Source organism: Stutzerimonas chloritidismutans, from assembly GCF_038562055.1.
Classification (GTDB): Bacteria; Pseudomonadota; Gammaproteobacteria; order Pseudomonadales; family Pseudomonadaceae; genus Stutzerimonas; species Stutzerimonas chloritidismutans_A.
The window spans coordinates 58,515-83,383 of the sequence record NZ_JBCFXD010000014.1; the positions used below are offsets into that span (position 1 = coordinate 58,515).

The window sequence follows — 24,869 nt, forward strand, 5'->3', positions numbered from 1 at the left end:
CGAGAGGTTAGGCATGCCCGTATGGAAATTAGCCGCCGCGTTCGTGGCGGTAACGATACTGCTGGTCGGATGTGGCCGCGATGATCCAGAAGCTGCGCTGCAGGCAGCAGTTGTATCGCTGCAGGACAGCATCGAAAACAAGGACACATCCCAGCTCATGGCTCTGGTTCACAAGGAATTCAGCGCCAACCGAGAGCTGGATCGGGACTGGGTGCAACGCACGGCTGCCTTGATGTTCTTGCGTCATCGCAACGTAGGCGTCATCACGCTCAATAGCCGCAGCTGGATTGACCCAACCTATTCGGACAAAGGCTACAGCGAGGCGCAGGTGGCACTGACCGGCGCTGAGGGCTGGCTACCGCAGCGCCTCGGCCACTACGACGTCCGCCTCGAGTGGTGGCTTACGGACGGAGAATGGCAGCTGGCGCGGTTGAACTGGGAATAGCGGCACTGCCGACCCGTGCATGCGTGGAGCCTACACATGCACAACAGTCTCAGCCTGCCTCGCCACGCCAGATCAGCTCGCGGGTGTCGTATCCACGCTTACGCGCTTCTTCGAGTAGCTTGTCGCGCGTAGCCGCGTCGATTTCTTTGTCCCGCGACAGTAGCCAGAGGTTCTCCCGATCCGGGCTGCCGACCAGCGCAACGCTGTAGTCGTCGGCCAGATAAAGGATCCAATAGTGACCCTTGGTCAGGCCTGGAAAAATATTGCTGAACCAGTTGTCGAAGCGAACCCAGAGCTTGTCTGTCTGGCCTTGCTGCTGCGGCACGGCCTCACCTCGGGCCTCTTGCTGCTCACCGTCTTCGGTTTCGCAACGATTGATCACCGCCACGCTGCCGTCGTCCTGCAGGCGGTAGTTCGCCTGCGAGCGCACGCAGTTGCGTTGGAAAAACATCGGCAGGCGCGCCTGCTCGTACCAAGCGCCTTGATAGCGTTCCAGATTGACATTGCCAGCGGTTTCCGGCCCGTCCGCACTGCTACCGGCACCAGCACATCCGGTGATCAGCAGTGCAGAAAAAAGCGCAACGAACAGACGCATAGAGGCTCCTTACTTCAGACCTTGGCCCGAAAACATCATGACTTTGTCACCCGCGAACTGGATGCTGATAAAGCGGTTTTTCTGCCCCCAGGTGCAGCTCGACATGCCTAGCGCGCCAGCGCACTCGCCCGGTTTGCCTAGCAATTTTTCGACCTCGGCACGGGACATTCCCGCCTGCAGTTTGGCGAAGTTTTCCTGGGTGACCGGGCTGCACGCAGCCAATAGCACAACAGCAACGATCAGCGATAGATAACGCAACGACATGGCAGATTCCTTTATTCCGAGTCAGCGGCGGGCCTTGCTTGGCCTTGCCTTGCGGTAACAGATAGAAAACAGGCCGCCCGAGAAGGTTCCTCGGCAAAGCTAGAAGCGGGAGCCAGGCTCAGCGAGAAAAGCCCGTTCAGCCTCGCTAGAGCTGCGCCCAAGAATCGCATTGCGATGGGGGAAACGGCCGAAACGCGCAATGACTTGCCGGTGGCGCTCAGCGAAGTCGAGAAAGCCGGCAAAAAGGTTTTGCTCATCGGCATCTGCAATGCCCAGAAGCTGCTCGAACTGCTGCACGGCCTGATCCTGCACGCTGAGGTTTTCAGCGTGTTCTAGCACCAGATAGATGAATACTCGCTGGAGCGGCGCCAGCAGAACATCGCCGCCATGAGCCATGCCCTCCCGCACGAGCTGCAGCGCTCGTTCATCGCCGGCATAGGCCGTCGGTGTGCCGCGATAGATCATGCGTGGGAGTTGATCAAGCAGAAGGACGAGCGCGAGCCAGCCATGCGGCGACTCGGCCCACTCACTCAATTCACCTGCAAGCGCGCGCTCAGTCAGATCACCGAAACGCTCGCGGGCTTCGGCATCCTGTTCGGGCTTGTAACCGAACCAGAGACCATTCTTTGCGTCCGCTGTTTCACGAGCGGTGGCGCCCTCGCCGAACCACCAGTCCAGCAGGTCCTGCGAGGGCAAGCTCACCCGTCAAGCCTTGTGATAGGCAGTGACGCGCTCGACTTCTTCCTTCGAACCCAGGAACACCGGCACACGCTGGTGCAGCGACTCGGGCTGGACGTCGAGGATGCGCTGGGTACCAGTGGTGGCCGCGCCGCCGGCCTGCTCGATGATGAAGGACATCGGGTTGGCCTCATACATCAGGCGCAGCTTGCCAGCCTTGCCCGGCTCGCGCGAGTCCTTGGGATACATGAACATGCCACCGCGGGTCAGGATGCGGTGCACGTCGGCCACCATCGAGGCGATCCAACGCATGTTGTAGTTCTTGTTCAGCGGGCCTTCGTTGCCGGCCAACAATTCACCCACGTAGCGCTGAACCGGTTCTTCCCAGTGGCGCTGGTTGGACATGTTGATGGCGAACTCAGCGGTGCTTTCCGGAACGCGAAGGTTTTCATGGGTCAACACGAAGCTGCCCAACTCGCGGTCGAGAGTGAAGCCCATGACGCCGTTGCCCAGCGTCAGCATCAGCATGGTCTGCGGCCCATAGATCGCGTAACCCGCGGCGACCTGCTTGGTGCCCGGCTGCAGGAAGGCTTCCTCGCCGAGCGCATCATTCTGGCTAAAGCAATGGTCCGGGCAACGCAGCACCGAGAAGATGGTGCCGACCGATACGTTGACATCGATATTGCTAGAGCCGTCCAGGGGGTCGAAGACCAGCAGGTAGGCGCCTTTCGGATATCTGCCAGGAATCTGGTAAGCGTTGTCCATCTCTTCGGACGCCATGCCGGCCAGGTGACCGCCCCATTCGTTGGCTTCGAGCAGGATCTCGTTGGAGAGGACGTCGAGTTTCTTCTGAACTTCGCCCTGGATGTTCTCGGTTTCGGTCGCCCCGAGAACACCGCCCAGCGCGCCCTTGGAAACGGCGTAGCTGATCTCCTTGCACGCTCGAGCCACTACCTCGATAAGGAAGCGCAGATCTGCAGGGGTGTTGTTGCTGCGGGTCTGCTCAATCAAGTAGCGACTCAGGGTTACGCGTGACATGGAATGGCTCCGGAGGATGGATAAGCCCGCGCAGTTTAGCAGGCCGGGGGGAAACTAACCCTCCCTCAGACCGTCCGACAGGCCCCAGAGTTCAGCGAAGCGGCAAAGTGCCTGCAGGCACCCTTTCGCCAATCTGGAGCCACGTCCCCTTACGCGGAGGCGGCGGCCCAAGCAGCCATGCCGACAAGCCGCCCCGCATCGCCCGTCAGAGCACCTTCCAGATCTCCTGAGCGTACTCACGGATAGTACGGTCCGACGAGAACCAGCCAGTACGCGCCGTATTGAGCACTGCCGAGCGCCACCAGCTGTCGGCGTCGCGCCAGCGCGCTTCAACCTCCAGCTGCGCCGCCCAGTAGGCTTCGAAGTCGGCACACACCATGAAGGTGTCGTGCCATTTCAAGCCGTCAATCAAGGCGGTATAACGACCTGGGTCTTCGGCCGAGAAGGCGCCGTTGCGGATCGCCATCAGGACTTCGTTGAGCCGCGGCGAACCGATAATGGTGGCTTCGGCGTTGTACTCGTTGGCCTGTTTGCGCGCCTCGACCTCCTGCGCGGTCATGCCAAAGATGAACATGTGGTCGGCACCAATCTGCTCGCACATCTCGACGTTGGCGCCATCCAGCGTCCCGATGGTCAGCGCGCCGTTGAGCGCGAACTTCATGTTACTGGTCCCCGACGCCTCGAGTCCGGCGGTGGAGATCTGCTCGGACAGATCCGCGGCGGGGATGATGCGCTCGGCCAGACTGACGTTGTAGTTCGGCAGGAACACGACCTTCAGCAGACCACGCACGGTCGGATCATTGTTGATGGTCCGTGCAATATCGTTGGTCAATTTGATGATCAGCTTGGCCGTGTGATAACTGGCCGCCGCCTTGCCGGCGAAGATCTTCACGCGCGGCACCCAATGGCCGCCCGGATCCGAGCGAATCGCCTGATACAACGCGACGGTATGCAGCAGGTTCAGCAGCTGACGCTTGTACTCGTGGATGCGTTTGACGTGCACATCGAACAGCGCATTTGGGTCAACGGTGATCCCCAGTCGCTCCTGAATCATGCGCGCCAGCAACTTCTTGTTGCCCAGGCGCTGGGCGGCGAAGCGGGCGCGGAAGTCTGGCTGATCGGCGTAGGGCTCTAGCTGGCGCAGCAATGTCTCCGGCGAGTCGAGCAGTTCCTCGCCGATATGATCGACCAGCAGACGGGTCAGCTGCGGGTTGGCCTGATACAGCCAGCGGCGGAAGGTGATGCCGTTGGTCTTGTTGCTGATCCGCTTGGGGTACAGCGAATGCAGATCGGTGAACACCGTTTCGCGCATCAGGCTGGTGTGCAGCGCGGATACACCGTTGACGCAATGCGAACCGAGAAACGCCAGGTTGCCCATGCGCACGCGACGGCCGTGACCTTCTTCGATCAGCGAGACCGAGCGCAGGAGGTTGACGTCATGGATGCCGCGCTCACGCAAGGCATCGAGATGCTGGGCGTTGATCAGATAGATGATCTGCATGTGCCGCGGCAGCAGGCGCTCCATCAGCCCGACGGGCCAGGTTTCTAGTGCCTCGGGCAGCAGCGTGTGGTTGGTGTAGGAGAGGGTGCCGACCGTCAGCTCCCATGCCTTGCGCCACGGGATGTCGTGCACATCCACCAGCAGGCGCATCAACTCAGCAACGGCAATGGCCGGGTGCGTGTCGTTGAGCTGGATCGAAGCGAATTCGGGCAGGTTCATCAGTGTGCCGCGCTGGTCCAGATGCCGGCGCAAGAGGTCCTGCAAGGATGCTGCAACGAAGAAATACTCCTGCCGCAGCCGCAATTCCTGCCCTGCTTCGGTGCTGTCGGCGGGGTACAGCACGCGGGAAATACTCTCAGCGCGTGCTTCCTCGGCGACCGCACCGATGTGATCGCCGGCGTTGAAGCGCTCCAGATGGAAGTCCGCCTCCGCCCGCGCACGCCAGAGGCGTAGCGTGTTGACGCTAGCACCGCGCCAGCCCACCACGGGCGTGTCATAGGCAATCGCGCGAACCCCTTCGGCCCAATGCCAGAAATGCTTGGGTTGATCGCTGCTGCTGCCATCGGAGGGCATCGCCGCCACGCTGCCGCCAAAGCCGATCAGGTAGCTGACTTCCGGGCGCTCGAATTCCCATGGATTGCCGAAGTTCAGCCAGGTTTCGGTCTGCTCGTGTTGCCAGCCGTCGACGATGGCCTGGCGGAACAGGCCATGGTCATAGCGGATGCCGTAGCCATGCGCGGCCACACCAAGGGTCGCCATGCTTTCCATGAAGCAAGCCGCAAGCCGACCCAACCCACCATTGCCCAGTGCAGCATCAGGTTCCAATGTACGGATGCGCTCGAAGTCGATGTCTACGCCGGCCAGCGCCTCGCGCGCCACATCGAGCAGGCCCAGATTGCTGAGACTGTCGGTAAGCAGGCGGCCGATGAGAAATTCCAGCGAGAGGTAATAGACCCGCTTCTTGCCCTCACGGTAACCCTGCCGGGTACGGTCCATCCACTGGTCGATCATGCGGTCACGCGTGGCCAGCGCCACCGCCTCGAACCAGTCATGGTCGGAGGCATGCTCGGGGTCCTTGCCGATCGAGTAGGTCAGCTTGCTGATCACGTTTTCCCGAAAAGCGGCGACCTCGTCAGCGTTGGGAGCAGTCGTTTCTTGCGTCATGGACAGACCTCATGCAGCGGGTGAAAAGATATGAAGGATTCATGGCAGCGCCAGGCCACCTCGGAAAAACCGCACTACAGACAGGTTTGCAGGTTTCTGCAGCATCCGGGCAACCGTCTGTCCGGCGTTCGACTCGTCGGTTTCACTGGAAATTCCACCCCGTGTCGCTATGATCGCGCGCCGCCATTACCGTTGCCCCCGCCGTGAAGACACGTTTGATCGCCTCTGCCGACCCCGAACGCCTGGAAACCTGGGCGCGCTACAGCAACGGCCTGTGCCGAGATTGCCACGCCACGTGTTGCACCTTGCCGGTCGAAGTACGAATTGACGACCTGATCCGTCTCGAGGTGGTCGATGCCTTCGAGCGTGATGAGCCGCTGAAGAGTGTTGCCAAACGCCTGAGCAAGGAAGGCCTCATCGAACACTTCAATCAGAAGCACGGCATTTTCACCCTCACGCGACTGGCCAACGGCGACTGTCTCTACCTCGATCGCAAGACTCGCTTGTGCACGGTCTATGCCAAGCGCCCGGACACTTGCCGCAACCACCCGCATGTCGGTCCACGGCCCGGCTACTGTGCCTATCAGCAGAAAACCGCAGCGCGTTGATCGCAGCTTGCGGGTCATCCGGAACGGCGACTCGTGGTCGCCAAAAAGCGTTGCGGAAACTGGCAATATCGTGACTCAGCAGTCATGCTTGACGTCTGCCTGTATCCGCACACGTTAGGAATCCACCCGGCATGAGCCGCGATAGCCGCTACCTGGAAGCCATTCTGCACCACGACATCCCACTGACCCGGGCGATGGGCCTGCGCGTCGAGCATTGGGAAAACCATGAGCTGCGTGTGAAGGTGCCGCTGCAAGCGAACATCAACCACAAAAGCAGCATGTTCGGCGGCAGTCTTTACTGCGTATCGGTGCTGGCTGGCTGGGGCTGGCTGCACCTGCGCCTGCGCGAGGCTGGGATAGACGACGGTCATATCGTCATCCAGGAAGGTCAGATCGACTATCCGCTGCCAGTGGTGGATGACGCCACTGCTATCTGCTCGGCGCCGGACGAGGGTGCCTGGGAGCGATTCGAGACGATTTACCGTCGCCGTGGCCGCTCACGCCTGACCCTGCACAGCCGCATTCTCGCTTCAGATGGCCGGGATGCGGTGCGCTTCACCGGTCAGTTCGTGCTGCATAAATAACCGCACAGCCGCTCCATCTGCACTGCCGGGGTGCGCGCAGCTTGTTGAGCGCGCGGACGCCCCGGCGTCGCTGAATCCTCGGGCGCCACCGCAAACGCTTGAGTCGACGCGTGATCGCCGCCGGTACACGCGTCTCGCCTCCGCCTGGCCACCGCGCCAGCACCCTCCTCCGACTGGCATGCAAGCTCCCAGCAGACTACGCTGCAACCGCCAACAATAAAAAAACAGCGTCAAGGAGCCGATGCCATGGGCCTGCCCCGTATTGCCATCCTATTGCTCAGTATTCTGCTCGCCATCAGCGGTGAGGCGCATGCCGAGTTACCGAAGAACTATCAGATCATCCTGCAGACCGACAACTTCCCACCCTTCAACATGGGGCCCAGCCACAAGAACTTCGCCCGTGGCGATGAGGTTCAAGGCATCGCCACCGACACCGTTAGGGAAATCTTCAAACGTGCCGGCATCGGCTATAGCCTGACGCTGCGCTCTCCCTGGGACCGCATCTACACCCAGACCCTCACAGACAGCGGTCATGGGCTGTTTTCCGTCGCCCGTACGACGCAGAACGAAGGGCAGTTCAAGTGGGTAGGCCCCTTGGCCCGCTATGAAAGCGTACTGCTTGCGGCCGCAGACAAGCGCATCGACCTGAGCACCCTGACGCAGGCCAAGGAGTTGCAGATCGGCGCACAGAAAAGCAGCGGTGTCAGCCAGTATCTGGAGAGCCAGGGCTTACGGCCGACCGACAGTCTCAGCGAAGAGGAAAACCTGCGCAAATTGCTCAGTGGCCGCCTCGATCTATGGGCCACGGCCGATCCAGTCTGGCGTTATCACGCCAAGGAGCAGGGAGCAGAAGGCCTCACGCCGGTGCTGAGTTTTCGCGCTGAAGACCTGTACCTGGCGCTGCATAAGGACACGCCCGACGAAGCCGTCGAGCGTTTGCAGGGCGCGCTCAATGAGGTGATCGGTGAGGGGTATGCCGGCTGCAGCAAGACCCCTGACCTCTGCTACCTGATCCGTGACCGCAAGGTGCCGTGACCGCAACGGGTCGCGACAAGCTCACACATAGCGCGACTTGGGCGTAGCCATGGGCAACGGGCCGTCGCCGATCAGACGGAACTCGCCCTTGGACGCATCGTAGGCGCGGATTTCGCTGGTGCCGATGTTGTAGACCCAACCGTGAATGAACAGCTGCCCACTGGCCAACCGCGCCGCGACCGAAGGGTGTGTGCGCAGGTGATCAAGCTGCGCAAGGACGTTTTCCTCGGTCAGCACGCCCAGTGTGTTGTGGTCGGCGCAGCCGCAATTTTCTTCGACCACGGTGCGGGCCACTTCAGCGTGACGCAGCCAGCTGCGTACGGTCGGCATGCCGTCGAGGCTCGAAGGGTTCAGCACCGCTTTCATCGCGCCGCAATCGGAATGCCCGCAGACAATGATGTGATGCACACCGAGCGCCATCACCGCGAACTCGATGGCGGTCGACACGCCGCCGTTCATGATTCCGTAGGGCGGCACGATATTGCCGACATTGCGGGTCACGAACAGGTCGCCCGGCGAGCTCTGGGTGATCAACTCGGGCAGGATGCGCGAGTCTGCACAGGTAATGAACATCGCCCGCGGAGTCTGCTCGTGGGCAAGCTTGTTGAACAGCTCGCGCTGCTCCGGATAGATATCTTCGCGGAACTGAATAACCCCTGCGATCAGGTTGTCGAGCGCCTCCTGCGCTGTTTCGGTCGTCTTCTCATCGAGACTCATAACACGATCTCTCTTATGGTTTGGTTAGGTTAGGTACGACGTTGCACGCTTCAGGCCGGACACTGCACAGATGTGACAGACCGTAACGAACGCCGGGCGCTTGCCCCGACGTGATGAATCGGTATCGCTGGTCTCAAAAGATAGACCAGCCGATGCGCTGAGAAAGCGGATCTCACTCAGCAGGTCCTGCATGAAAACCCATGTAAGTCGCGCGACACGCACTAGGCTACTAGACGCCGGAACAGCCCCGGTCATCACAGTGCGAACAGATGCGCCTGCTCCCTAGTCATTCTCCGGCTCCGGCTCGCGACCTATCGCCTCGCACCTTGAGCAAGCGCGGAAGACCCAGCGCTGTTGAGAAGTCACCGCACACCGGCGGGTTTGTACGACATATAGCACCCTGTTTTCGCGATCGTGATGGGCTCCGGTATAGTGCCGCCCGCTTCACGGGGCACGGCCTGTGCCTCGGGCGTTTCAACAAGGAAAGAAAACAGATGAAACTGAAACGTGCGGCGGGCCTGCTGGCGCTCGCGATCGCAGTCAGCGGCTGCTCTACCGCGACCTACTTCAAACTGCCCGAGAACAGCAAAGTCTCTGTCTATGAGCGGCCTCAGCAATACCCTCAAGGACTGGTCAAGACGCGTCCGTTCTTCTGGACCGCCGCTGGCGGCATTCCCTACAAACTCAGCAGCGAAAACGGAGAGCTGCTGCAGCAAGGCAAACTGCGTGCGCGCTTCCGTGTCGCCTCCATTTTCTGGCCACCGGGCGGCATCATCTATTGGCCGATGGGCTTCGGTCAGCGCTGCTACGACCTGACCGGCGCCGCGCCGCTCAGTTGCACTCAGGGCGACCTGAAGGATCTTCGAAGTCAGCGCCGTCTCGACCGCTAGGCTTCGGCGACGCATCGCCCCGGCACACACCGGGGCGGTGCTCGATCCAGCCGTCGGCACCGACACGCGAATACGCGAACACGCGCATCAAACCGTCTAAAACTTTTCCGGCCGCAGCACTTCAACCTCAGCCAGGTAGCAGACCATGGCGAAGTTATCGTAGTAGCGAACCTGCAGGTGCTCGGCGATGCGCTCGGCGAGTTCGCGGTTGCAGATGATCTCCAACCGGATATTGCTCTCGGTGTCCCACTCGGCACTGCGCACGCCACGGCTGCCTCGCCCTCGTGCTTCGGACAACGTCCAGCCCGGTGCGCCGAGGTGGTCGAGATCGGCCACCAGTTTCTTTTCCAGTGCGGCTTCGCAGATCACGGTAAGCAGCGTTCGGGTCGCGGTCGTCATATCAAAGTCCCCAGGCGATCAAGGTTTCGGCCAACGCGAGATACAGCGGAATACCGATCAGGATGTTGAACGGAAAGGTAATCCCCAACGACGCCGTCAACGACAGCGAGGGATTGGCTTCGGGCAATGCCAGGCGCATGGCAGCCGGCACGGCGATATAGGAAGCACTGGCAGCCAGCGTAGCGAGCATCGCAGTGCCACCGAGCGACAGGCCCATCAGCCGCGCCAGCAACGCACCAATCACCGCGCCAATCAGCGGCATGCCAAGACCGAAAACCGCCAGACGCAGCCCATAGCGCTTCAGTGAGCCCATCTGGCCGGAGGCGATCAACCCCATCTCCAGCAGAAAAAGCGCCAACACCGGCTTGAACATGCTGGTATAGAACGGTTCAAGGGGCTTGATGCCTTCCTTGCCCGCGATGGCGCCAATGATCAAACCGCCCAGTAGCAGCATGATGCTCTTGCCAAGGAAGATCTCTCGCCCCAGTTCCTTCCAATGGGTATCGCGACTGATGCCATTGGCGAGGATGATGCCGATGAGGATCGCCGGGATTTCTAGGATCGCCACGAACAGCGGCATGTAGCTCTCAAAGGCAATCTTGTTGGCCAGCAGAAAGGCCACCACCACGGCGAAGGTACCGGCGCTGACCGACCCGTAGTGCGCCGCGACACTCGCCGAGTCGACCCGGGAAAAGCCCAGCAGCCGCAACAAGGGGAACGCCAGCAGCGGCAGCATACAGCCAAGCAGCAGGACCAACGCCGACTGGCCCAGCAGTGCGGCACTGGCCTGCTCGGCCAGCTCGACGCCGCCGTGCAGACCGATGGCCAGCAGCAGCAGGATGGACAGCGTTTCGTACAACGCCGGTGGCAGTTTCAACTCACTCTTCACCAACCCGGCAAACAGACCGAACAGGAAGAACAGCACTACTGGGTCGAGCCCCATCGATACCTTCCGGATGCGTTGAACAGGCAAAAAAAAGGGAGCCTTTCGGCTCCCAGGAAACATTGCTTAGGCTTCGATCTCGATCAGCAGATCGCCGGGTGTCACCCGATCACCCTTGGCCACGTGCACCGCTTTCACCTTACCTGCAATGGGAGCCTGAATCTCGGTTTCCATCTTCATCGCTTCGCTGATCAGCACCGCCTGGCCGGCCTTGACCGTGTCGCCTTCCTTGACCAGCACATCCACGACATTGCCCGGCATGCTGGTGCTGACGTCGCCCGGGCCATTGGCTTGCTTGCGCTGACCACCGCTGCTGCCACCGACGAAGTTGTTCAACGGCTCGAAGACCACCTCTTCCGGCATGCCGTCGATGGAAAGGAAGAAATGTCGTTTGCCCTCGCCTTTGACGCCTACACCGGTGATGTCGACGCGGTAGGTCTCGCCGTGGACGTCGATGACGAATTCGGTGGGCACGCCTTCGCCGCTGGCCGCAGTCGCCGTGCTGCCGTCGGGAATCGGTAGCAGTACCTCCGGTTGCAGGGTGCCGGCCTCGCGCTCCTCAAGGAACTTGCGGCCGATGTCGGGGAACATGGCGTAGGTCAGCACGTCTTCTTCGCTATGAGCCAGCGCGCCGATTTCCTGGCGCAGCTTGTCCAGTTCCGGCTTGATCAGGTCGGCCGGGCGCACCTCGATGATTTCTTCGCCGCCGATGGCCTGGCGCTGCAGCTTGGTGTCGATGGCGCCCGGCGCCTTGCCGTAGCGGCCCTGCAGGTAGAGTTTCACCTCATTGGTGATGGTCTTGTAGCGCTCACCGGCGAGCACGTTGAAGAACGCCTGGGTGCCAACGATCTGCGAAGTCGGGGTCACCAGCGGCGGATAACCCAAGTCCTTGCGCACCCGCGGGATCTCCGCCAGCACTTCATCCATGCGATCGAGCGCGCCCTGCTCTTTCAGCTGATTGGCCAGGTTGGAAATCATCCCGCCGGGCACCTGATTGACCTGCACCCGAGTGTCGACACCAGTAAAGGCGCTTTCGAACTGGTGGTACTTCTTGCGCACCGCATAGAAATACAGGCCGATTTGCTGGATCAGCTCCAGATCGAGGCCGGTGTCATAGGGCGTACCGCGCAGCGCGGCGACCATCGACTCGGTGCCCGGGTGGCTGGTGCCCCAGGCCATGGACGAGATGGCGGTGTCGATGTGATCGGCGCCGTTTTCGATGGCCTTGAGCTGGCACATGCTGGCGACACCGGCGGTGTCGTGCGAATGGATGAACACCGGCAGGTCGATTTCGGCCTTCAGCGCGCGGACCAGATCGCCGGTGGCGAACGGCGTGAGCAGGCCGGCCATGTCCTTGATCGCGATGGAGTCGACGCCCATGTCGCGCATCGCCCGGCCTTGCTCGACGAACAGCTCGACGGTGTGCACCGGGCTTGTAGTGTAGGCAATGGTGCCCTGGGCATGCTTGCCGGTCTTTTTCACCGCCCGGATGGCGGTTTCGAGGTTACGCACATCATTCATAGCATCGAAGATGCGGAACACATCGATGCCGTTGTCAGCGGCCTTGGCACAGAAGGCCTCGACCACATCGTCGGCGTAGTGCCGGTAGCCAAGGAGATTCTGCCCGCGCAGCAGCATCTGCAGGCGCGTGTTGGGCAGCGCCGCCTTGAGCTGGCGCAAACGCTCCCAAGGGTCTTCCTTGAGGAAGCGCACGCAGGCGTCGAACGTCGCGCCACCCCAGACTTCCAGCGACCAGTAGCCGACGCGGTCGAGCTTGTCGCAGATCGGCAACATGTCTTCGGTGCGCATACGGGTGGCGATCAGCGACTGGTGGGCGTCACGCAGGATCGTGTCGGTAACGGTGATTTTCTTCTGAGCAGTCATGGGTTCGTTCCTCACAGGCCTGCGTGGGCGGCGATGGCGGCGGCGATGGCCAGGGCCAGTTCGCCCGGCTTGCGTTTGATCGAGTAATTCAGCAGTTCCGGATGGTTATCGACGAAGCTGGTATTGAACTGGCCGCTGCGGAAATCCGGGTTTTCGAGAATTTTCTGGTAGTAGCTGGCGGTGGTTTTCACACCCTGCACGCGCATGTCGTCCAATGCGCGCGAGCCACGGGCCAGCGCCTCTTCCCAGGTCAGTGCCCAGACGATCAGCTTCAGGCACATGGAGTCGTAATACGGCGGGATGGTGTAACCGGTATAGATCGCCGTGTCGGTGCGCACGCCCGGCCCGCCGGGGGCGTAATAGCGGGTGATCTTGCCGAAGCACGGCAGGAAGTTGTTACGCGGCTCCTCGGCGTTGATGCGGAATTGCAGGGCGAAGCCGCGGTACTGGATGTCTTCCTGTTTCACCGAGAGCGGCAGGCCGGAGGCGATGCGGATCTGCTCACGGACGATGTCGATGCCGGTGATTTCCTCGGTGATGGTGTGTTCCACCTGCACCCGGGTATTCATTTCCATGAAGTACACCTCGCCATCGGCGAGCAGGAACTCCACGGTACCGGCGTTCTCGTAGCCCACCGCTTTGGCCGCGCGCACCGCCAGGTCGCCGATGTAGGCGCGCTGTTCCGGGGTGAGCTGCGGGCTTGGGGCGATCTCGATGAGCTTCTGGTTGCGGCGCTGGATCGAGCAGTCGCGCTCGAACAGGTGCACGGTGTTGCCGAACGAGTCGGCAAGAATTTGCGCCTCGATGTGCTTGGGCTCGACGATGCATTTTTCGAGGAACACATCGGCGGAACCGAAGGCCTTCGTCGCCTCGGAGATCACCCGTGGATAGGCCTGGGCCAACTCGTCCCGCGAGTTGCAGCGACGAATGCCGCGGCCGCCACCACCGGAGGTCGCCTTGAGCATGACCGGATAGCCGATGCGCTCGGCCTCGGCCAAGGCTTCGTCGACATCCGCAACGTTGCCTTCGGTGCCCGGTGTGACCGGCACACCGGCCTTGATCATGCTGCGCCGCGCCTCGGTCTTGTCGCCCATGCGGCGAATCACTTCGGCGCTCGGGCCGACAAAGCGGATACCACGCTCGGCGCAGATTTCCGCCAGTTCAGCGTTCTCGGACAGAAACCCATAGCCGGGATGCAGCGCATCACAGCCCGTTTCTACCGCCAGGTTCACCAGCTTGCGCGGGTTGAGGTAACCGGCAAGTGGGTCGTCGCCAATGAAATGAGCCTCGTCAGCGCGCTTGACATGCAGAGCATGCCGGTCGGGCTCGGCGAACACCGCTACCGAGCGCACGCCCATTTCGGCACAGGCTCGCACGATGCGGACGGCGATTTCACCGCGGTTAGCGATCAGCAGCTTCTTGATCACGCTGTCATTCCCTCGGTCGATGAGCAGAAGGCCGCCGGGTGGGGCCACGTCTCGCCTGCACGTCGTGCAGGCCTGTAAACCCTACGCCTGCCGGTATGATTACTGAAAATGAATAATAGTTTGACCTTGGATAAGTAATTACTTATACGTCCAGCCAGGGCTGGGACAGGAAAGCTTGAACGGCTCTTTCATTCAAGACAGATGCAGCAGATCACAGACAAGAGCGGCGGCAACGATGCGAAAGAGCATGATGCGGATAACCTTGCGCCAGCTGCAGGTGTTCCGGGCGGTATGTGAAAGTCGCTCTTACAGCCGAGCGGCAGAAGAAATGGCGCTGACCCAGCCAGCGGTGAGCTTGCAGATTCGCCAACTCGAGGAGCTGATCGGGCAGCCGCTGTTTGAGTATCTGGGCAAAAAGCTCTATCTGACGGCAGCTGCCGAAGCGCTCCAGCGCGCCAGCACCGACATCTTTGGACGCCTGGACAGCCTGGACATGCAGCTGTCCGACATGCAGGGCTCGCTACAGGGCCAGCTGAATCTCGCGGTCGAGTCGAGCGCGAAATACGTCACGCCGCACCTGTTTGCCGCCTTCAAACGAAAGCATCCGGAGGTCAGCCTGGAGCTGGTCGTGGTCAACCACGCGCAGGCGGTCAAACGCCTGTCGATCAGCCGTGACGACCTGCTGATCATGTCGCAGGTGCCGACCGACATGGACCTTGAATTCTTGCCGTTCCTGAACAACCCGATCGTGGCGGTCGCACCGACCGACCATCCGTTGAGCCAGGCAGACACGCTGAGTTTGCAGGACCTGACCGCCTATCCGCTGCTGATCCGAGAGCCCGGCTCAGGCACCCGCAAGGCGGGCGAAGATTACCTGCGTCAAAAGCGTGCGCATTTTGCTCAGGCCATTCAGGTGGCGTCGCTGGATGCCCTGCGCGAGGCCGTGGTGGCAGGGCTTGGCGTAGCGCTGATGCCGCGCCATGCGGTTCATCTGGAACTGGCTCATGGCCTGCTGCGAGAGCTGCCGGTTCAGGAGCTCCCGCTGTACCGCAGCTGGTGCGTGGTGCATCCGCGGGGCAAGCGGCTGAGCCCGGTGGCTCAGGCGTTCTTCTCATTTATTCGCGAAGAACGCGCCCAGATCATTGCCCTGGCTGCGCGCTTTGATGGCGCACAGGCAAACCCTCAAGCAGCGGGCTGACCATCAATAGATCGGGGAACTCCATCAGCTGCGCGTGCAACTGGCGCTGCTCGTCGTAGCTTTCGATGGCGCGGCGGAAATGCATGCGGCGCTCGTCCTGCAGTTTGCGGCGGGCACGGGCATCGAGGTTGACGTAGGCTTCACGGTGCTGGGACATGCGCGTTCTCCGGAACGGGTGTCGGGAGAACCCAGCATCTGAGGCCTGGGTGACGCTATGAGGTCAAATAGATGACGGAGCGATGAACACCGCTCGAGCGGTCGACGGCACCGTCAGTCCTCGTGGTGCTTTGTCGACTTGGGCGAAAGGCGAAGGCTGCGCAAGCTGCGCTTGACGCTCTTGAGGTGGTTGACCAGGCTCGGTCCTCGCGCCATGGCGACGCCCATGGCCAGCACATCGATCACCACCAGATGGGCGATCCGCGAGGTCAGCGGGGTGTAGATCTCGGTGTCCTCCTGAACGTCGATGGCCAGGTTGATCGTGGCCAGCTCGGCCAGCGGGGTCTGACTCGGGCACAGGGTGATCAGCGTGGCACCGGACTCGCGTACCACGTTGGCAGTAATCAGCAGATCCTTGGAGCGCCCCGACTGAGAGATGCAGATCGCCACGTCGGTGGGTTTCAGCGTCACCGCCGACATCGCCTGCATGTGCGGATCGGAATAGGCCGCCGCGCTGAGCAGCAGGCGGAAGAACTTGTGCTGGGCATCGGTGGCCACCGCGCCAGACGCGCCAAAGCCGTAGAACTCTACCCGTTCAGCCTTCGCCATCGCCGCAACGGCGCGCTCCAGCGCATCGGAGTCGAGTTTCTCGCGCACTTCCATCAAGGTATGCAGCGTGGTGTCGAAGATCTTCAGCGCAAAGTCGGTAACCGAATCGTTCTCGCTGATGGCGAACTGGCCAAAGCTGGCGCCTGCAGCAAGGCTCTGCGCCAGCTTCAACTTGAGATCCTGAAAGCCCAGGCAACCTATGGCGCGGCAGAACCTCACGATGGTGGGCTCGCTGACCCCGACCGTATGGGCCAGATCGGCCATTGAGCTGTGCATCACGGCAGCCGGATCGAGGAGCACATGGTCGGCCACCTTGAGCTCCGACTTGCGTAACGAACTTCTCGATTGGGCAATGTGTTGCAGCAGGTTCACGTGGGGGACTCGCTATGATCAAAACTCGGCAAGAATGGTCGAACGCTGCGGGTGTGCTCGCATCCGTCCAGCCGGCTGGGTTGTAGTGGGCTTGTAGTTATACTACAAGCTTCGCAGTATCGCCCACCTATCGAGTCTGTCCACCTTCTAGGAGTGACGCTGTGTCCATTTCCTGCGACATGCTGGTATTTGGCGGTACCGGCGACCTGGCGCTTCACAAACTCATCCCTGCGCTGTATTACCTGCATCGCGAGCATCGGCTGCATGCTGATGTCCGCATCCTGGCGATCGCCCGTCAGGACATCGACCGCAATGCCTACCTGGCGCTGGCCGAGCGTCACCTCCGAGCGCAAATTGCGCGCACGGACTTCGAGGCTGAGATATGGAAAGCGTTCAGCCAACGCCTCGACTACTTCCCCATGGACGCCACTCAACGGGGCGAATACATCCGCCTCGCGCACCACCTTGGAGAGGCCGAAGGTCGCGTACGGGTGCATTACCTGGCGACCGCGCCCAACCTGTTCGAGCCGATTGCCTCGAACCTCGAAAGCGCGGGGCTTGCCGGAGAAGACGCGCGCATCGTCCTGGAGAAGCCCATCGGCCATTCCCTCGAATCAGCCCTTGAGATCAACGAGGCCATCGGTAACGTCTTCCCGGAGTCGAGGATCTATCGGATCGATCACTACCTGGGCAAGGAAACCGTGCAGAACCTCATGGCGCTGCGCTTTGCCAATGCGCTGTTCGAGCCGATCTGGCGCAGCGGCCATATCGATCATGTGCAGATCACCGTCGCCGAGACGCTCGGCGTGGAGGAGCGCGGTAGCTACTACGACCATGCCGGCGCCATGCGCGACATGCTGCAGAATCACCTGCTGCAGCTGCTCTGCCTGGTGGCGATGGAAGCCCCGGTGCGCTTCGACGCCAAGTCGATACGCGGCGAGAAGGTGAAAATTCTCGAAGCGCTCAAGCCCATCACAGGCAATGACGTGCAGGACAAGACCGTGCGCGGGCAGTACGTCGCGGGGCAGATCGGCGGCAATGACGTGCAGGCTTACTACTTCGAAACGGATGTTGATAACGACAGCGACACCGAAACCTTCGTCGCCGTAAAGGCCGAAATCGACAATTGGCGCTGGGCCGGCGTGCCCTTCTACCTTCGCACTGGCAAGCGCATGGCGAAGAAGCGTTCGGAGATCATCATCACCTTCAAACAGGTGCCCCACATGCTCTTCACCAAGGGCGAGGTCAACCGCCTGGTGATTCGCCTGCAGCCCGAGGAGAGCATCAGCCTGCAGCTGATGGCCAAGGCACCGGGCAAAGGGATGCAGCTGGAGCCCGTGGAGCTCGACCTGAACCTGGCGCACGCATTCAGCAGCACGCGTCGCTGGGAGGCCTACGAGCGGCTGTTGCTGGACGTGATCGAAGGCGACTCGACCCTCTTCATGCGCCGTGACGAGGTGGAAGCGGCCTGGAACTGGGTCGACCCGATCCTTTGCGGCTGGCAGAGCCACTACCGCAAACCCAGACCTTATCCAGCCGGAACCGACGGCCCAGAGCAAGCGCACCAACTGATCGAGCATCAGGGTCGCCAGTGGTGGCGCTGAGCCAACCGAACGACTCAGCGGTCACGGTCCTGGCACGCGTTGCAGCACCCGAGCTAGAGCCACTCTGCGCGAGTAGCTGCAACTAACGCACAGGCGTCTCACAACTACCGAATGAACTTCGCAGTCCCGGCATATTGTTGAGCTGAAAGAAAAAATTAACCAAATGCGATGAAGTCGCCATCTCCGCGAAGCGGATCGCCGATATCCAGCCCCGATATCGGCGATTGAACTTGCCACGACAGCCTCGATAATTCAGCCCTTGATCCAGGCGGAACTTCGGCGAGTTCCAACCTCGTTACCCCGCCCGTTACCCACATCGCACCCGGCCTCGCATAAACCCGCGCAAAGCCCCGTTTCATGGGAGCTAAGCCCTGTTTACTGCAGGCCTTGAGGCGCTCTTGCGACGCAACTGATTCAAGTAGCGCAACTACCCCAGCGGAGACGTTTGATTTGACGCTGATATTCGCCGATATATCCGCGCCCAGCCGGCGGGGAACATGGCGACCGGCGAGCAAGTTCAACTTTCGCGATAAACGGTGAACTTCGGAGATATCAGCGGCGAATCCATGCCCATGATCGGCGACTTGGGTTGAGAATAATTTTTCGATGTGTTTATTCTAGAAAAGGATTTCAATCAGCAACCCCAAAGGTCTTGTTTTGAGTATTCCTACCGTAACGCTCCGTCGCCCAACCGACGGCGACGGTTATCCCCTTCATGAGCTGGTAGCACGCTGCCAACCTCTGGACACAAATTCGGCGTACTGCAACCTCCTGCAATGCTCCGATTTCGCCGATACCTCCATTGCCGCCACAAACGCGGATGGCCAATTGGTAGGTTTCATTTCCGGTTACTGCCCTCCTGCTCGCCCAGACACCTTGTTCGTCTGGCAAGTCGCCGTCGACGCTTCGATGCGCGGCCAGGGTCTGGCACTGCGCATGCTGATGGCATTGATTGCACGGGTCGCCAGAGAGCAGGGCGTCGCTAACCTGGAAACCACCATCTCGCCGGACAACGGGGCATCCCAGGCGCTGTTCAAAAAGGCCTTCGCCAAGCTTGGCGTCGACTACAGCACCCGCACCCTGTTCTCCCGCGCCGAACATTTTGCCGGCAAGCACGAAGATGAAGTGCTTTACCGCGCCGGCCCGTTCATCGCAACCCATTCAGAAGAAGAACTAGAGGAAAACGCATGAAAACTTTCGAACTGCACGAATCTGGCGTTCGCAGCTACTGCCGCTCCTTTCCAGTGGTCTTCAAGCAGGCCCGTGGCGCTGAACTCACCACCCGCGAAGGTAAGACGTACATCGACTTTCTCGCCGGTGCCGGCACGCTGAACTACGGCCACAACCATCCAGTACTCAAGCAGGCGCTGCTCGATTACATCGAGGCCGACGGCATCACGCACGGCTTGGACATGTACTCCGAAGCGAAGGAGACTTTTCTCTCCACCTTTGATCGCCTGATCCTCAAGCCGCGCAACATGGACTACGTCATGCAGTTCACCGGCCCGACCGGCACCAACGCGGTGGAAGCCGCGCTGAAGCTGGCGCGCAAGGTGACCGGCCGTAACAACATCATCAGCTTCACCAACGGCTTCCATGGCTGCAGCATCGGCGCGCTCGCTGCGACCGGCAACAAGCATCACCGTGGCGCCGCCGGCGTTCCGCTGACCGATGTCAGCCGCATGCCCTACGCCAACTATTTCGGCGACAAGGTCAACACCATCGCGATGATGGACAAGCTGCTGACCGACCCATCCAGCGGTGTCGACAAGCCGGCTGCGGTGATCGTTGAAGTGGTCCAGGGCGAAGGCGGTCTGAATGCCGCTTCCGCCGAGTGGGTGCGCAAGCTCGAGAAGCTGTGCCGCAAGCATGAGATGCTGCTGATCATTGACGACATCCAGGCCGGCTGTGGCCGGACAGGCACCTTCTTCAGTTTTGAAGAGATGGGCATCAAGCCGGACATGATCACTCTGTCCAAGTCGCTATCAGGCTACGGCCTGCCGTTCGCCATGGTGCTGCTGCGCAAAGAGCTGGACCAGTGGAAGCCGGGCGAGCATAACGGCACCTTCCGCGGTAACAACCACGCATTCGTCACCGCTGCAGCCGCCATCGAGCACTTCTGGAAAGACGACGAGTTCGCCAACAGCGTCAAGGCGAAGGGCAAGCGCATCGCTGACGGCATGAACAAGATCGTCCGCCGCTACGGCCCTGACTCCTTGTTCGTCAAAGGCCGCGGCATGATGATCGGTATTAGCTGCCCGGACGGCGACACCGCCGCCGCCATCTGCCGTCACGCCTTTCAAAACGGCCTGGTCGTTGAAACCAGCGGCGCCCACAGCGAAGTGGTCAAGTGTCTCTGCCCGCTGATTATCAGCGAAGAGCAGATCGACAAGGCCATGAGCATTCTGGACAAGGCGTTCGCCGCCGTGATGTCCGATCAAGCCGCCACCCAGGCCTCTTAAGGAGAATCAGATGATCGTACGTACCCTGGCCGAATGCGAGCAGTCCAACCGCAAGATCAAGACCGACACTTGGGACAGCACCCGGATGCTGCTCAAGGATGACAAGATGGGCTTCTCGTTCCACATCACCACCATTTACGCCAACACCGAAACGCACATCCACTACCAGAACCATCTGGAGTCGGTGTACTGCATGAGCGGCAACGGTGAGATCGAAACCATCGCAGACGGCAAGATCTACAAGATCGAGGCCGGCACGCTGTACATCCTCGATAAGCACGACGAGCACCTGCTCCGTGGCGGCAGCGAGGACATGAAGATGGCCTGCGTGTTCAACCCGCCGCTCAACGGCAAAGAAGTGCATGACGAAAGCGGTGTGTATCCGCTTGAAGCCGAAACCGTAGTCTGATGCGACTCCGCAGGGCGGCTGCACCCCGCCCTGCGACACCCGATTCAAGGAGAGTTTAAAGTGAACCCCGTGCAAGCCGACCTGTACCCTTCGCGCCAGCACGACGAACCCAGCTGGCAAGAGCGTCTGGATCCGGTCGTTTACCGCAATGACCTGGCTAACGCCCCAATTCCCCCGGACCAGATCGAACGCTTCGAGCGTGACGGTTACCTGGTCATCCCCAATCTGTTCAGCGCCGAGGAAGTCGCGGTATTCCGCGAAGAGCTCGACCGCATGCGTCAGGACCCGGCCGTTGCCGAGTCCGGCAAGACCATCAAGGAACCCGACAGCGGCGCGATTCGCTCGGTGTTTGCCATCCACGCCGATAACCCGCTGTTCGCCCGTGTCGCCAGCGACGAGCGCATCGCCGCCATCGCCAGCTTCATCCTCGGTGGTGACATCTATGTGCATCAGTCGCGGATGAACTTCAAACCCGGCTTCACCGGCAAGGAGTTCTACTGGCACTCCGATTTCGAGACTTGGCATGTCGAAGACGGCCTGCCGCGCATGCGCACCCTGAGCTGCTCGATCCTCCTCACCGACAACGAGCCGCACAACGGTCCGCTGATGCTGGTGCCCGGATCGCACAAGCATTACATCCGCTGCGTCGGCGCGACGCCGGAGAATCATTACGAGAAGTCGCTGCGCAAGCAGGAGTTCGGCGTACCGGATCACGATAGCCTGACCCGCCTCGCGGATCGCTATGGCATCGATACCGCCACCGGTCCGGCGGGCAGTGTGGTGTTTTTTGACTGCAACACCATGCACGGCTCCAACAGCAACATCACCCCCAGCGCGCGCAGCAATCTGTTCTATGTCTACAACCATGTAGATAATGCCGCGCAGGCCCCGTTCTGCGGCCTCTCGCCACGCCCGGCCTTTGTCGGTGAGCGCGAGAATTTCGAGCCTCTGCAGATCAAGCCACAACAGTATCTCTGACGTATCCATCAGGCCCGCATATCGGGCCTGATCTTTGTTGGCGGCCGAGAGGCGGCCCAGGGATGAAAATTCAACCCCAAGACGGGACGATGAATCGATGCATACCGTAGAAAAGATCGGCGGCACATCCATGAGCCGCTTCGAAGAACTGCTCAACAACATCTTTATTGGCCATCGCAAAGGCGACGAGCTCTATCAGCGCGTCTTCGTCGTATCGGCCTACAGCGGCATGACCAATCTGCTGCTGGAACACAAGAAGACCGGAGAACCGGGCGTCTACCAGCGCTTCGCCGATGCCCGCAGTGAGGGCGCCTGGCTTGAGGCACTCGAAACCGTGCGCACACGCATGCTCGACAAGAATGCCGAGCTGTTCGGCGCGTTCGAGCTGCGCGCGGCCAACCAGTTCATCAACTCGCGCATCGACGATGCGCGCGAGTGCATGAGCAGCCTGCAACGCCTCTGCGCCTATGGTCACTTCCAGCTCGACGAGCACTTGATGAAGGTGCGCGAGATGCTCGCCTCGCTCGGCGAAGCGCACTCAGCCTTCAACTCCGTGCTGGCGCTCAAGCATCGCAGCATCAACGCGAAGATGGTCGACCTCACCGGCTGGCACCGCGACGCACCGCTGCCCTTCGATGAGATGGTGCGCCACAGCTTCGAAGAGGTGGACCTGTCCCGCGAACTGGTGGTGGCCACCGGCTACACACATTGCAGCGAAGGCCTGATGAACACCTTCGACCGCGGCTACAGCGAGATCACCTTCGCCCAGATTGCTGCCGCCACCGGCGCCCGCGAAGCGATCATCCACAAGGAATTCCACCTCTCCAGCGCCGACCCGAATCTGGTCGGCGCGGACAAGGTAGTCACCATCGGCCGTACCAACTACGACGTAGCCGACCAGCTGTCGAACCTGGGCATGGAAGCGATTCACCCACGTGCAGCGAAGACCCTGCGCCGCGCAGGAATCGAACTGCGCATCAAGAATGCCTTCGAACCCGAGCACGCCGGCACGCTCATCAGTCAGGACTACAAGAGCGAGCGGCCCTGCGTCGAGATCATCGCTGGGCGCAAGGACGTCTTCGGCATCGAGGTGTTCGACCAAGACATGCTCGGTGACATCGGCTACGACATCGAGATCAGCAAGCTGCTCAAGCAACTGCGTCTCTATGTGGTGAACAAGGACTCCGACGCCAACAGCATCACTTACTACGCCTCCGGCTCGCGCAAGCTGATCAACCGCGCCGCGCGGTTGATCGAGGAAAAGTACCCGGCGGCGGAAGTAACCGTGCACAACGTCGCCATCGTCTCGGCGATCGGCTCTGACCTCAAAGTCAAAGGCATCCTCGCCAAGACCGTGGCCGCACTGGCCGGTGCCGGCATCAGCATCCAGGCGGTGCATCAGTCGATCCGCCAGGTCGAGATGCAGTGTGTGGTCAATGAGGAAGACTACGACGACGCCGTCGCAGCCCTGCACCGCGCGCTGATCGAGCCGGAAAACCACGGTGACGTGATCGCCGCGGCGTAACCACTCCGTAACACCGACCGCCGGATCTGGCTCGCGCTAGCTCTGGCGGTCTGCCGTTTGCCATTCGCTGGTCGATTCGGACGCCTTGCGCCGCCGATACCAGCCGGCAAAGAACACCAGCGCCAGGATCAGCTCGGCCAGGTCGCCACCGTAGTACATCAGCTGTGCAGCCGCTTCGATTTCCGCCAGCTCAAGACCCGCGTCTCGGGGAAATCCATAGGCATACATCAACTTGCCGAGCACCGCGTGAGCGGCGATAGCGGCGAACAGTACGAGCAACCGCAAACGCATCCCCGGGCGATGGGGCGCCGGATCCGGGCCGGCAATGGACCAACTGAACAGGTAGCCGGCAAGCACGAAGTGCAGGTGCAACCAGATGTGCAGCAGGGGCTCACTGAAGCTCAACTGATACAGCGGCGTAAGGTAGAGCAGGAACAGCGCACCGATATTCAGAAACAACGCGGTGACGGGATGGCTCAGGCAACGCACCGGCACGGTCGCCGCGAAATCGGTGATGCGCCGTGCGGTGGTTACCGGCATGTTGCGCAGCAATAGGGTGCCCGGCGCTCCGAGCATCAGGGCGATGGGGGCAAACATGCCGAGCAACAGGTGCTGGGCCATGTGGCCACGCAGATCCGAGTGCCCCCACTCGACCATGGGCGGCGAGAAGGCCACCACTAACAACCCGCACCCCAGGCTGAAACTGACCAACCGCCAGCAATGCCAGACCTTGCGACGCCTGCGCTGTGCACGGACGCCCAGCACATAGGCAAACCACAACCCTTGCGTCACCAGCACCAGCATGAAGGTCCCGGCGAGGGTCAGCAGATGCGTATCATGACTCACGGGTCGCTCATCCCGCGCTGCCGCGTTCTGGCACCGAAGCCATTCCAGGCCAGGTCGTAGAGCCAGAGATTTTCGACGTAGCGCACCTGGCCCAAACGCAGCACCTTGTGATCGACAACGCCGTCGAACAGCTGAAAGCCTCCGGCTCCGAACAACATTCCCGGCCAGGCGTGCCAGCGCGACAACACTTGATCACGACTCAGCCGAACGAACTGGTCAAACCGGGCCGCCAACATCAGCGGGTCAGCCGAGTGCAACAGCCCATCGGACAGGAGCGAGATCGCAGGCGCTGACCGGTCGAAAAATGGTGCCAGGCGAGGATCTGGTGGAACACGATCTCATCGATCGCCGCCATCAGACCAATCCCGAGAAAGCTCGTCGCGGTCAGGCTGCCTCTGGCATCGACAGTGTTAGCGCTCAAGATGGCCTCCGGTGGTAACGGGTTGGCCTGCATCGGAACTCGGTGCGCTCGACTCAAGCCCTGTTTAAAAGTGACTGGGGCCCGCCGCAGGAGTTCGCCATCGACTTGACCTTACGG

Annotated in this window: 25 protein-coding genes and 1 pseudogene; 12 read left to right on the plus strand and 14 right to left on the minus strand. The window is 61.1% G+C overall.

Translation table 11 applies throughout. The features are described 5' to 3' along the window. Positions 1–13: 13 nt before the first annotated feature. Positions 14–445 carry a hypothetical protein gene (locus AAGW23_RS18360; protein WP_342407762.1) on the plus strand — a complete coding sequence of 144 codons (432 nt, stop codon included), beginning with the start codon at positions 14–16 and terminating at the stop codon, positions 443–445. A 49-nt stretch (positions 446–494) separates the two neighbouring features. On the opposite strand, the gene AAGW23_RS18365 is transcribed toward AAGW23_RS18360, so the two are convergent. From AAGW23_RS18365 to AAGW23_RS18385, 5 genes are all read right to left on the minus strand, one after another. Continuing rightward, complete coding sequence (locus tag AAGW23_RS18365; protein ID WP_342407763.1) at positions 495–1,040, minus strand: lipocalin family protein; 546 nt, start codon at positions 1,038–1,040, stop codon at positions 495–497. Between the two features lie 9 nt (positions 1,041–1,049). Then, positions 1,050–1,304 carry an outer membrane protein assembly factor BamE domain-containing protein gene (gene bamE / locus AAGW23_RS18370; RefSeq protein WP_102837083.1) on the minus strand — a complete coding sequence of 85 codons (255 nt, stop codon included), beginning with the start codon at positions 1,302–1,304 and terminating at the stop codon, positions 1,050–1,052. A 99-nt stretch (positions 1,305–1,403) separates the two neighbouring features. Next, positions 1,404–2,006: a DUF924 family protein gene (locus tag AAGW23_RS18375; protein WP_319298471.1), complete on the minus strand. Its 603-nt coding sequence runs from the start codon at positions 2,004–2,006 to the stop codon at positions 1,404–1,406. 3 nt (positions 2,007–2,009) lie between these two features. Then, positions 2,010–3,020: a class 1 fructose-bisphosphatase gene (locus AAGW23_RS18380; protein WP_342407764.1), complete on the minus strand. Its 1,011-nt coding sequence runs from the start codon at positions 3,018–3,020 to the stop codon at positions 2,010–2,012. A 205-nt stretch (positions 3,021–3,225) separates the two neighbouring features. Continuing rightward, positions 3,226–5,685, minus strand: a complete 2,460-nt coding sequence (locus AAGW23_RS18385) for a glycogen/starch/alpha-glucan phosphorylase (protein ID WP_342407765.1) — start codon at positions 5,683–5,685, stop codon at positions 3,226–3,228. Positions 5,686–5,888: 203 nt separating this feature from the next. Between AAGW23_RS18385 and AAGW23_RS18390 the strand changes: the two genes are divergently transcribed. From AAGW23_RS18390 to AAGW23_RS18400, 3 genes are all read left to right on the plus strand, one after another. Then, positions 5,889–6,293 carry a YkgJ family cysteine cluster protein gene (locus AAGW23_RS18390; protein WP_102837086.1) on the plus strand — a complete coding sequence of 135 codons (405 nt, stop codon included), beginning with the start codon at positions 5,889–5,891 and terminating at the stop codon, positions 6,291–6,293. 131 nt (positions 6,294–6,424) lie between these two features. Continuing rightward, the gene (locus tag AAGW23_RS18395; protein WP_319298479.1) at positions 6,425–6,877 is read left to right on the plus strand and encodes a thioesterase domain-containing protein; all 453 of its coding nucleotides are present in this window, start codon (positions 6,425–6,427) and stop codon (positions 6,875–6,877) included. Between the two features lie 246 nt (positions 6,878–7,123). Beyond that, positions 7,124–7,912, plus strand: a complete 789-nt coding sequence (locus tag AAGW23_RS18400) for a transporter substrate-binding domain-containing protein (protein WP_342407766.1) — start codon at positions 7,124–7,126, stop codon at positions 7,910–7,912. A gap of 21 nt (positions 7,913–7,933) precedes the next feature. Here AAGW23_RS18400 and AAGW23_RS18405 read toward each other — a convergent pair whose 3' ends face one another. Then, on the minus strand, positions 7,934–8,629 hold the full coding sequence (locus AAGW23_RS18405; protein ID WP_102837089.1) for a carbonic anhydrase: 696 nt from the start codon (positions 8,627–8,629) through the stop codon (positions 7,934–7,936). Between the two features lie 494 nt (positions 8,630–9,123). Between AAGW23_RS18405 and AAGW23_RS18410 the strand changes: the two genes are divergently transcribed. Further along, entirely contained in the window at positions 9,124–9,519 is a 396-nt protein-coding gene (locus AAGW23_RS18410; protein WP_319298484.1) for a hypothetical protein, read from the plus strand. A 96-nt stretch (positions 9,520–9,615) separates the two neighbouring features. Here AAGW23_RS18410 and AAGW23_RS18415 read toward each other — a convergent pair whose 3' ends face one another. From AAGW23_RS18415 to AAGW23_RS18430, 4 genes are all read right to left on the minus strand, one after another. Then, the gene (locus AAGW23_RS18415; protein WP_102837095.1) at positions 9,616–9,918 is read right to left on the minus strand and encodes a P-II family nitrogen regulator; all 303 of its coding nucleotides are present in this window, start codon (positions 9,916–9,918) and stop codon (positions 9,616–9,618) included. 1 nt (position 9,919) lies between these two features. Next, positions 9,920–10,861, minus strand: a complete 942-nt coding sequence (locus AAGW23_RS18420) for a sodium-dependent bicarbonate transport family permease (RefSeq protein ID WP_342407767.1) — start codon at positions 10,859–10,861, stop codon at positions 9,920–9,922. 66 nt (positions 10,862–10,927) lie between these two features. Beyond that, on the minus strand, positions 10,928–12,745 hold the full coding sequence (oadA, locus tag AAGW23_RS18425; RefSeq protein ID WP_319298490.1) for a sodium-extruding oxaloacetate decarboxylase subunit alpha: 1,818 nt from the start codon (positions 12,743–12,745) through the stop codon (positions 10,928–10,930). Between the two features lie 11 nt (positions 12,746–12,756). Further along, complete coding sequence (locus AAGW23_RS18430) at positions 12,757–14,172, minus strand: acetyl-CoA carboxylase biotin carboxylase subunit (RefSeq protein WP_319298493.1); 1,416 nt, start codon at positions 14,170–14,172, stop codon at positions 12,757–12,759. Positions 14,173–14,407: 235 nt separating this feature from the next. On the opposite strand from AAGW23_RS18430, the gene AAGW23_RS18435 reads away from it, so the two are divergent. Further along, positions 14,408–15,370, plus strand: a complete 963-nt coding sequence (locus tag AAGW23_RS18435; RefSeq protein ID WP_342407768.1) for a LysR family transcriptional regulator — start codon at positions 14,408–14,410, stop codon at positions 15,368–15,370. Here the strand turns inward: AAGW23_RS18435 and AAGW23_RS18440 are convergent. Next, complete coding sequence (locus AAGW23_RS18440) at positions 15,312–15,527, minus strand: PA3496 family putative envelope integrity protein (protein ID WP_342407769.1); 216 nt, start codon at positions 15,525–15,527, stop codon at positions 15,312–15,314. The genes AAGW23_RS18435 and AAGW23_RS18440 overlap by 59 nt on opposite strands. Before the next feature lie 113 nt (positions 15,528–15,640). Further along, a complete protein-coding gene (gene hexR / locus AAGW23_RS18445; protein ID WP_102837100.1) occupies positions 15,641–16,507 on the minus strand; it encodes a transcriptional regulator HexR in 867 nt (288 codons plus the stop codon). A 161-nt stretch (positions 16,508–16,668) separates the two neighbouring features. On the opposite strand from hexR, the gene zwf reads away from it, so the two are divergent. The 6 genes from zwf to AAGW23_RS18475 all read left to right on the plus strand — a co-directional run bounded on the left by zwf (position 16,669) and on the right by AAGW23_RS18475 (position 23,485). Then, positions 16,669–18,111 carry a glucose-6-phosphate dehydrogenase gene (gene zwf / locus AAGW23_RS18450; protein WP_342407770.1) on the plus strand — a complete coding sequence of 481 codons (1,443 nt, stop codon included), beginning with the start codon at positions 16,669–16,671 and terminating at the stop codon, positions 18,109–18,111. Positions 18,112–18,768: 657 nt separating this feature from the next. After that, positions 18,769–19,302, plus strand: coding sequence for a diaminobutyrate acetyltransferase (gene ectA / locus AAGW23_RS18455; protein WP_342407771.1), 534 nt, complete (start codon positions 18,769–18,771; stop codon positions 19,300–19,302). Further along, positions 19,299–20,573, plus strand: a complete 1,275-nt coding sequence (gene ectB, locus AAGW23_RS18460; RefSeq protein WP_342407772.1) for a diaminobutyrate--2-oxoglutarate transaminase — start codon at positions 19,299–19,301, stop codon at positions 20,571–20,573. Before ectA ends, ectB begins: the two co-directional genes overlap by 4 nt. A gap of 10 nt (positions 20,574–20,583) precedes the next feature. Continuing rightward, a complete protein-coding gene (locus tag AAGW23_RS18465; RefSeq protein WP_102837104.1) occupies positions 20,584–20,982 on the plus strand; it encodes an ectoine synthase in 399 nt (132 codons plus the stop codon). Between the two features lie 69 nt (positions 20,983–21,051). Next, the gene (gene thpD / locus AAGW23_RS18470; protein ID WP_342407789.1) at positions 21,052–21,960 is read left to right on the plus strand and encodes an ectoine hydroxylase; all 909 of its coding nucleotides are present in this window, start codon (positions 21,052–21,054) and stop codon (positions 21,958–21,960) included. A gap of 97 nt (positions 21,961–22,057) precedes the next feature. Further along, positions 22,058–23,485, plus strand: a complete 1,428-nt coding sequence (locus AAGW23_RS18475) for an aspartate kinase (RefSeq protein ID WP_342407773.1) — start codon at positions 22,058–22,060, stop codon at positions 23,483–23,485. 36 nt (positions 23,486–23,521) lie between these two features. Here the strand turns inward: AAGW23_RS18475 and AAGW23_RS18480 are convergent, their stop codons facing one another. Together AAGW23_RS18480 and AAGW23_RS18485 are read right to left on the minus strand one after the other, a co-directional pair. Then, a complete protein-coding gene (locus tag AAGW23_RS18480) occupies positions 23,522–24,331 on the minus strand; it encodes a cytochrome c oxidase assembly protein (protein WP_342407774.1) in 810 nt (269 codons plus the stop codon). After that, a pseudogene (locus AAGW23_RS18485) lies at positions 24,328–24,785 on the minus strand (DUF2243 domain-containing protein). Before AAGW23_RS18485 ends, AAGW23_RS18480 begins: the two are co-directional and overlap by 4 nt. Positions 24,786–24,869 lie beyond the last annotated feature (84 nt).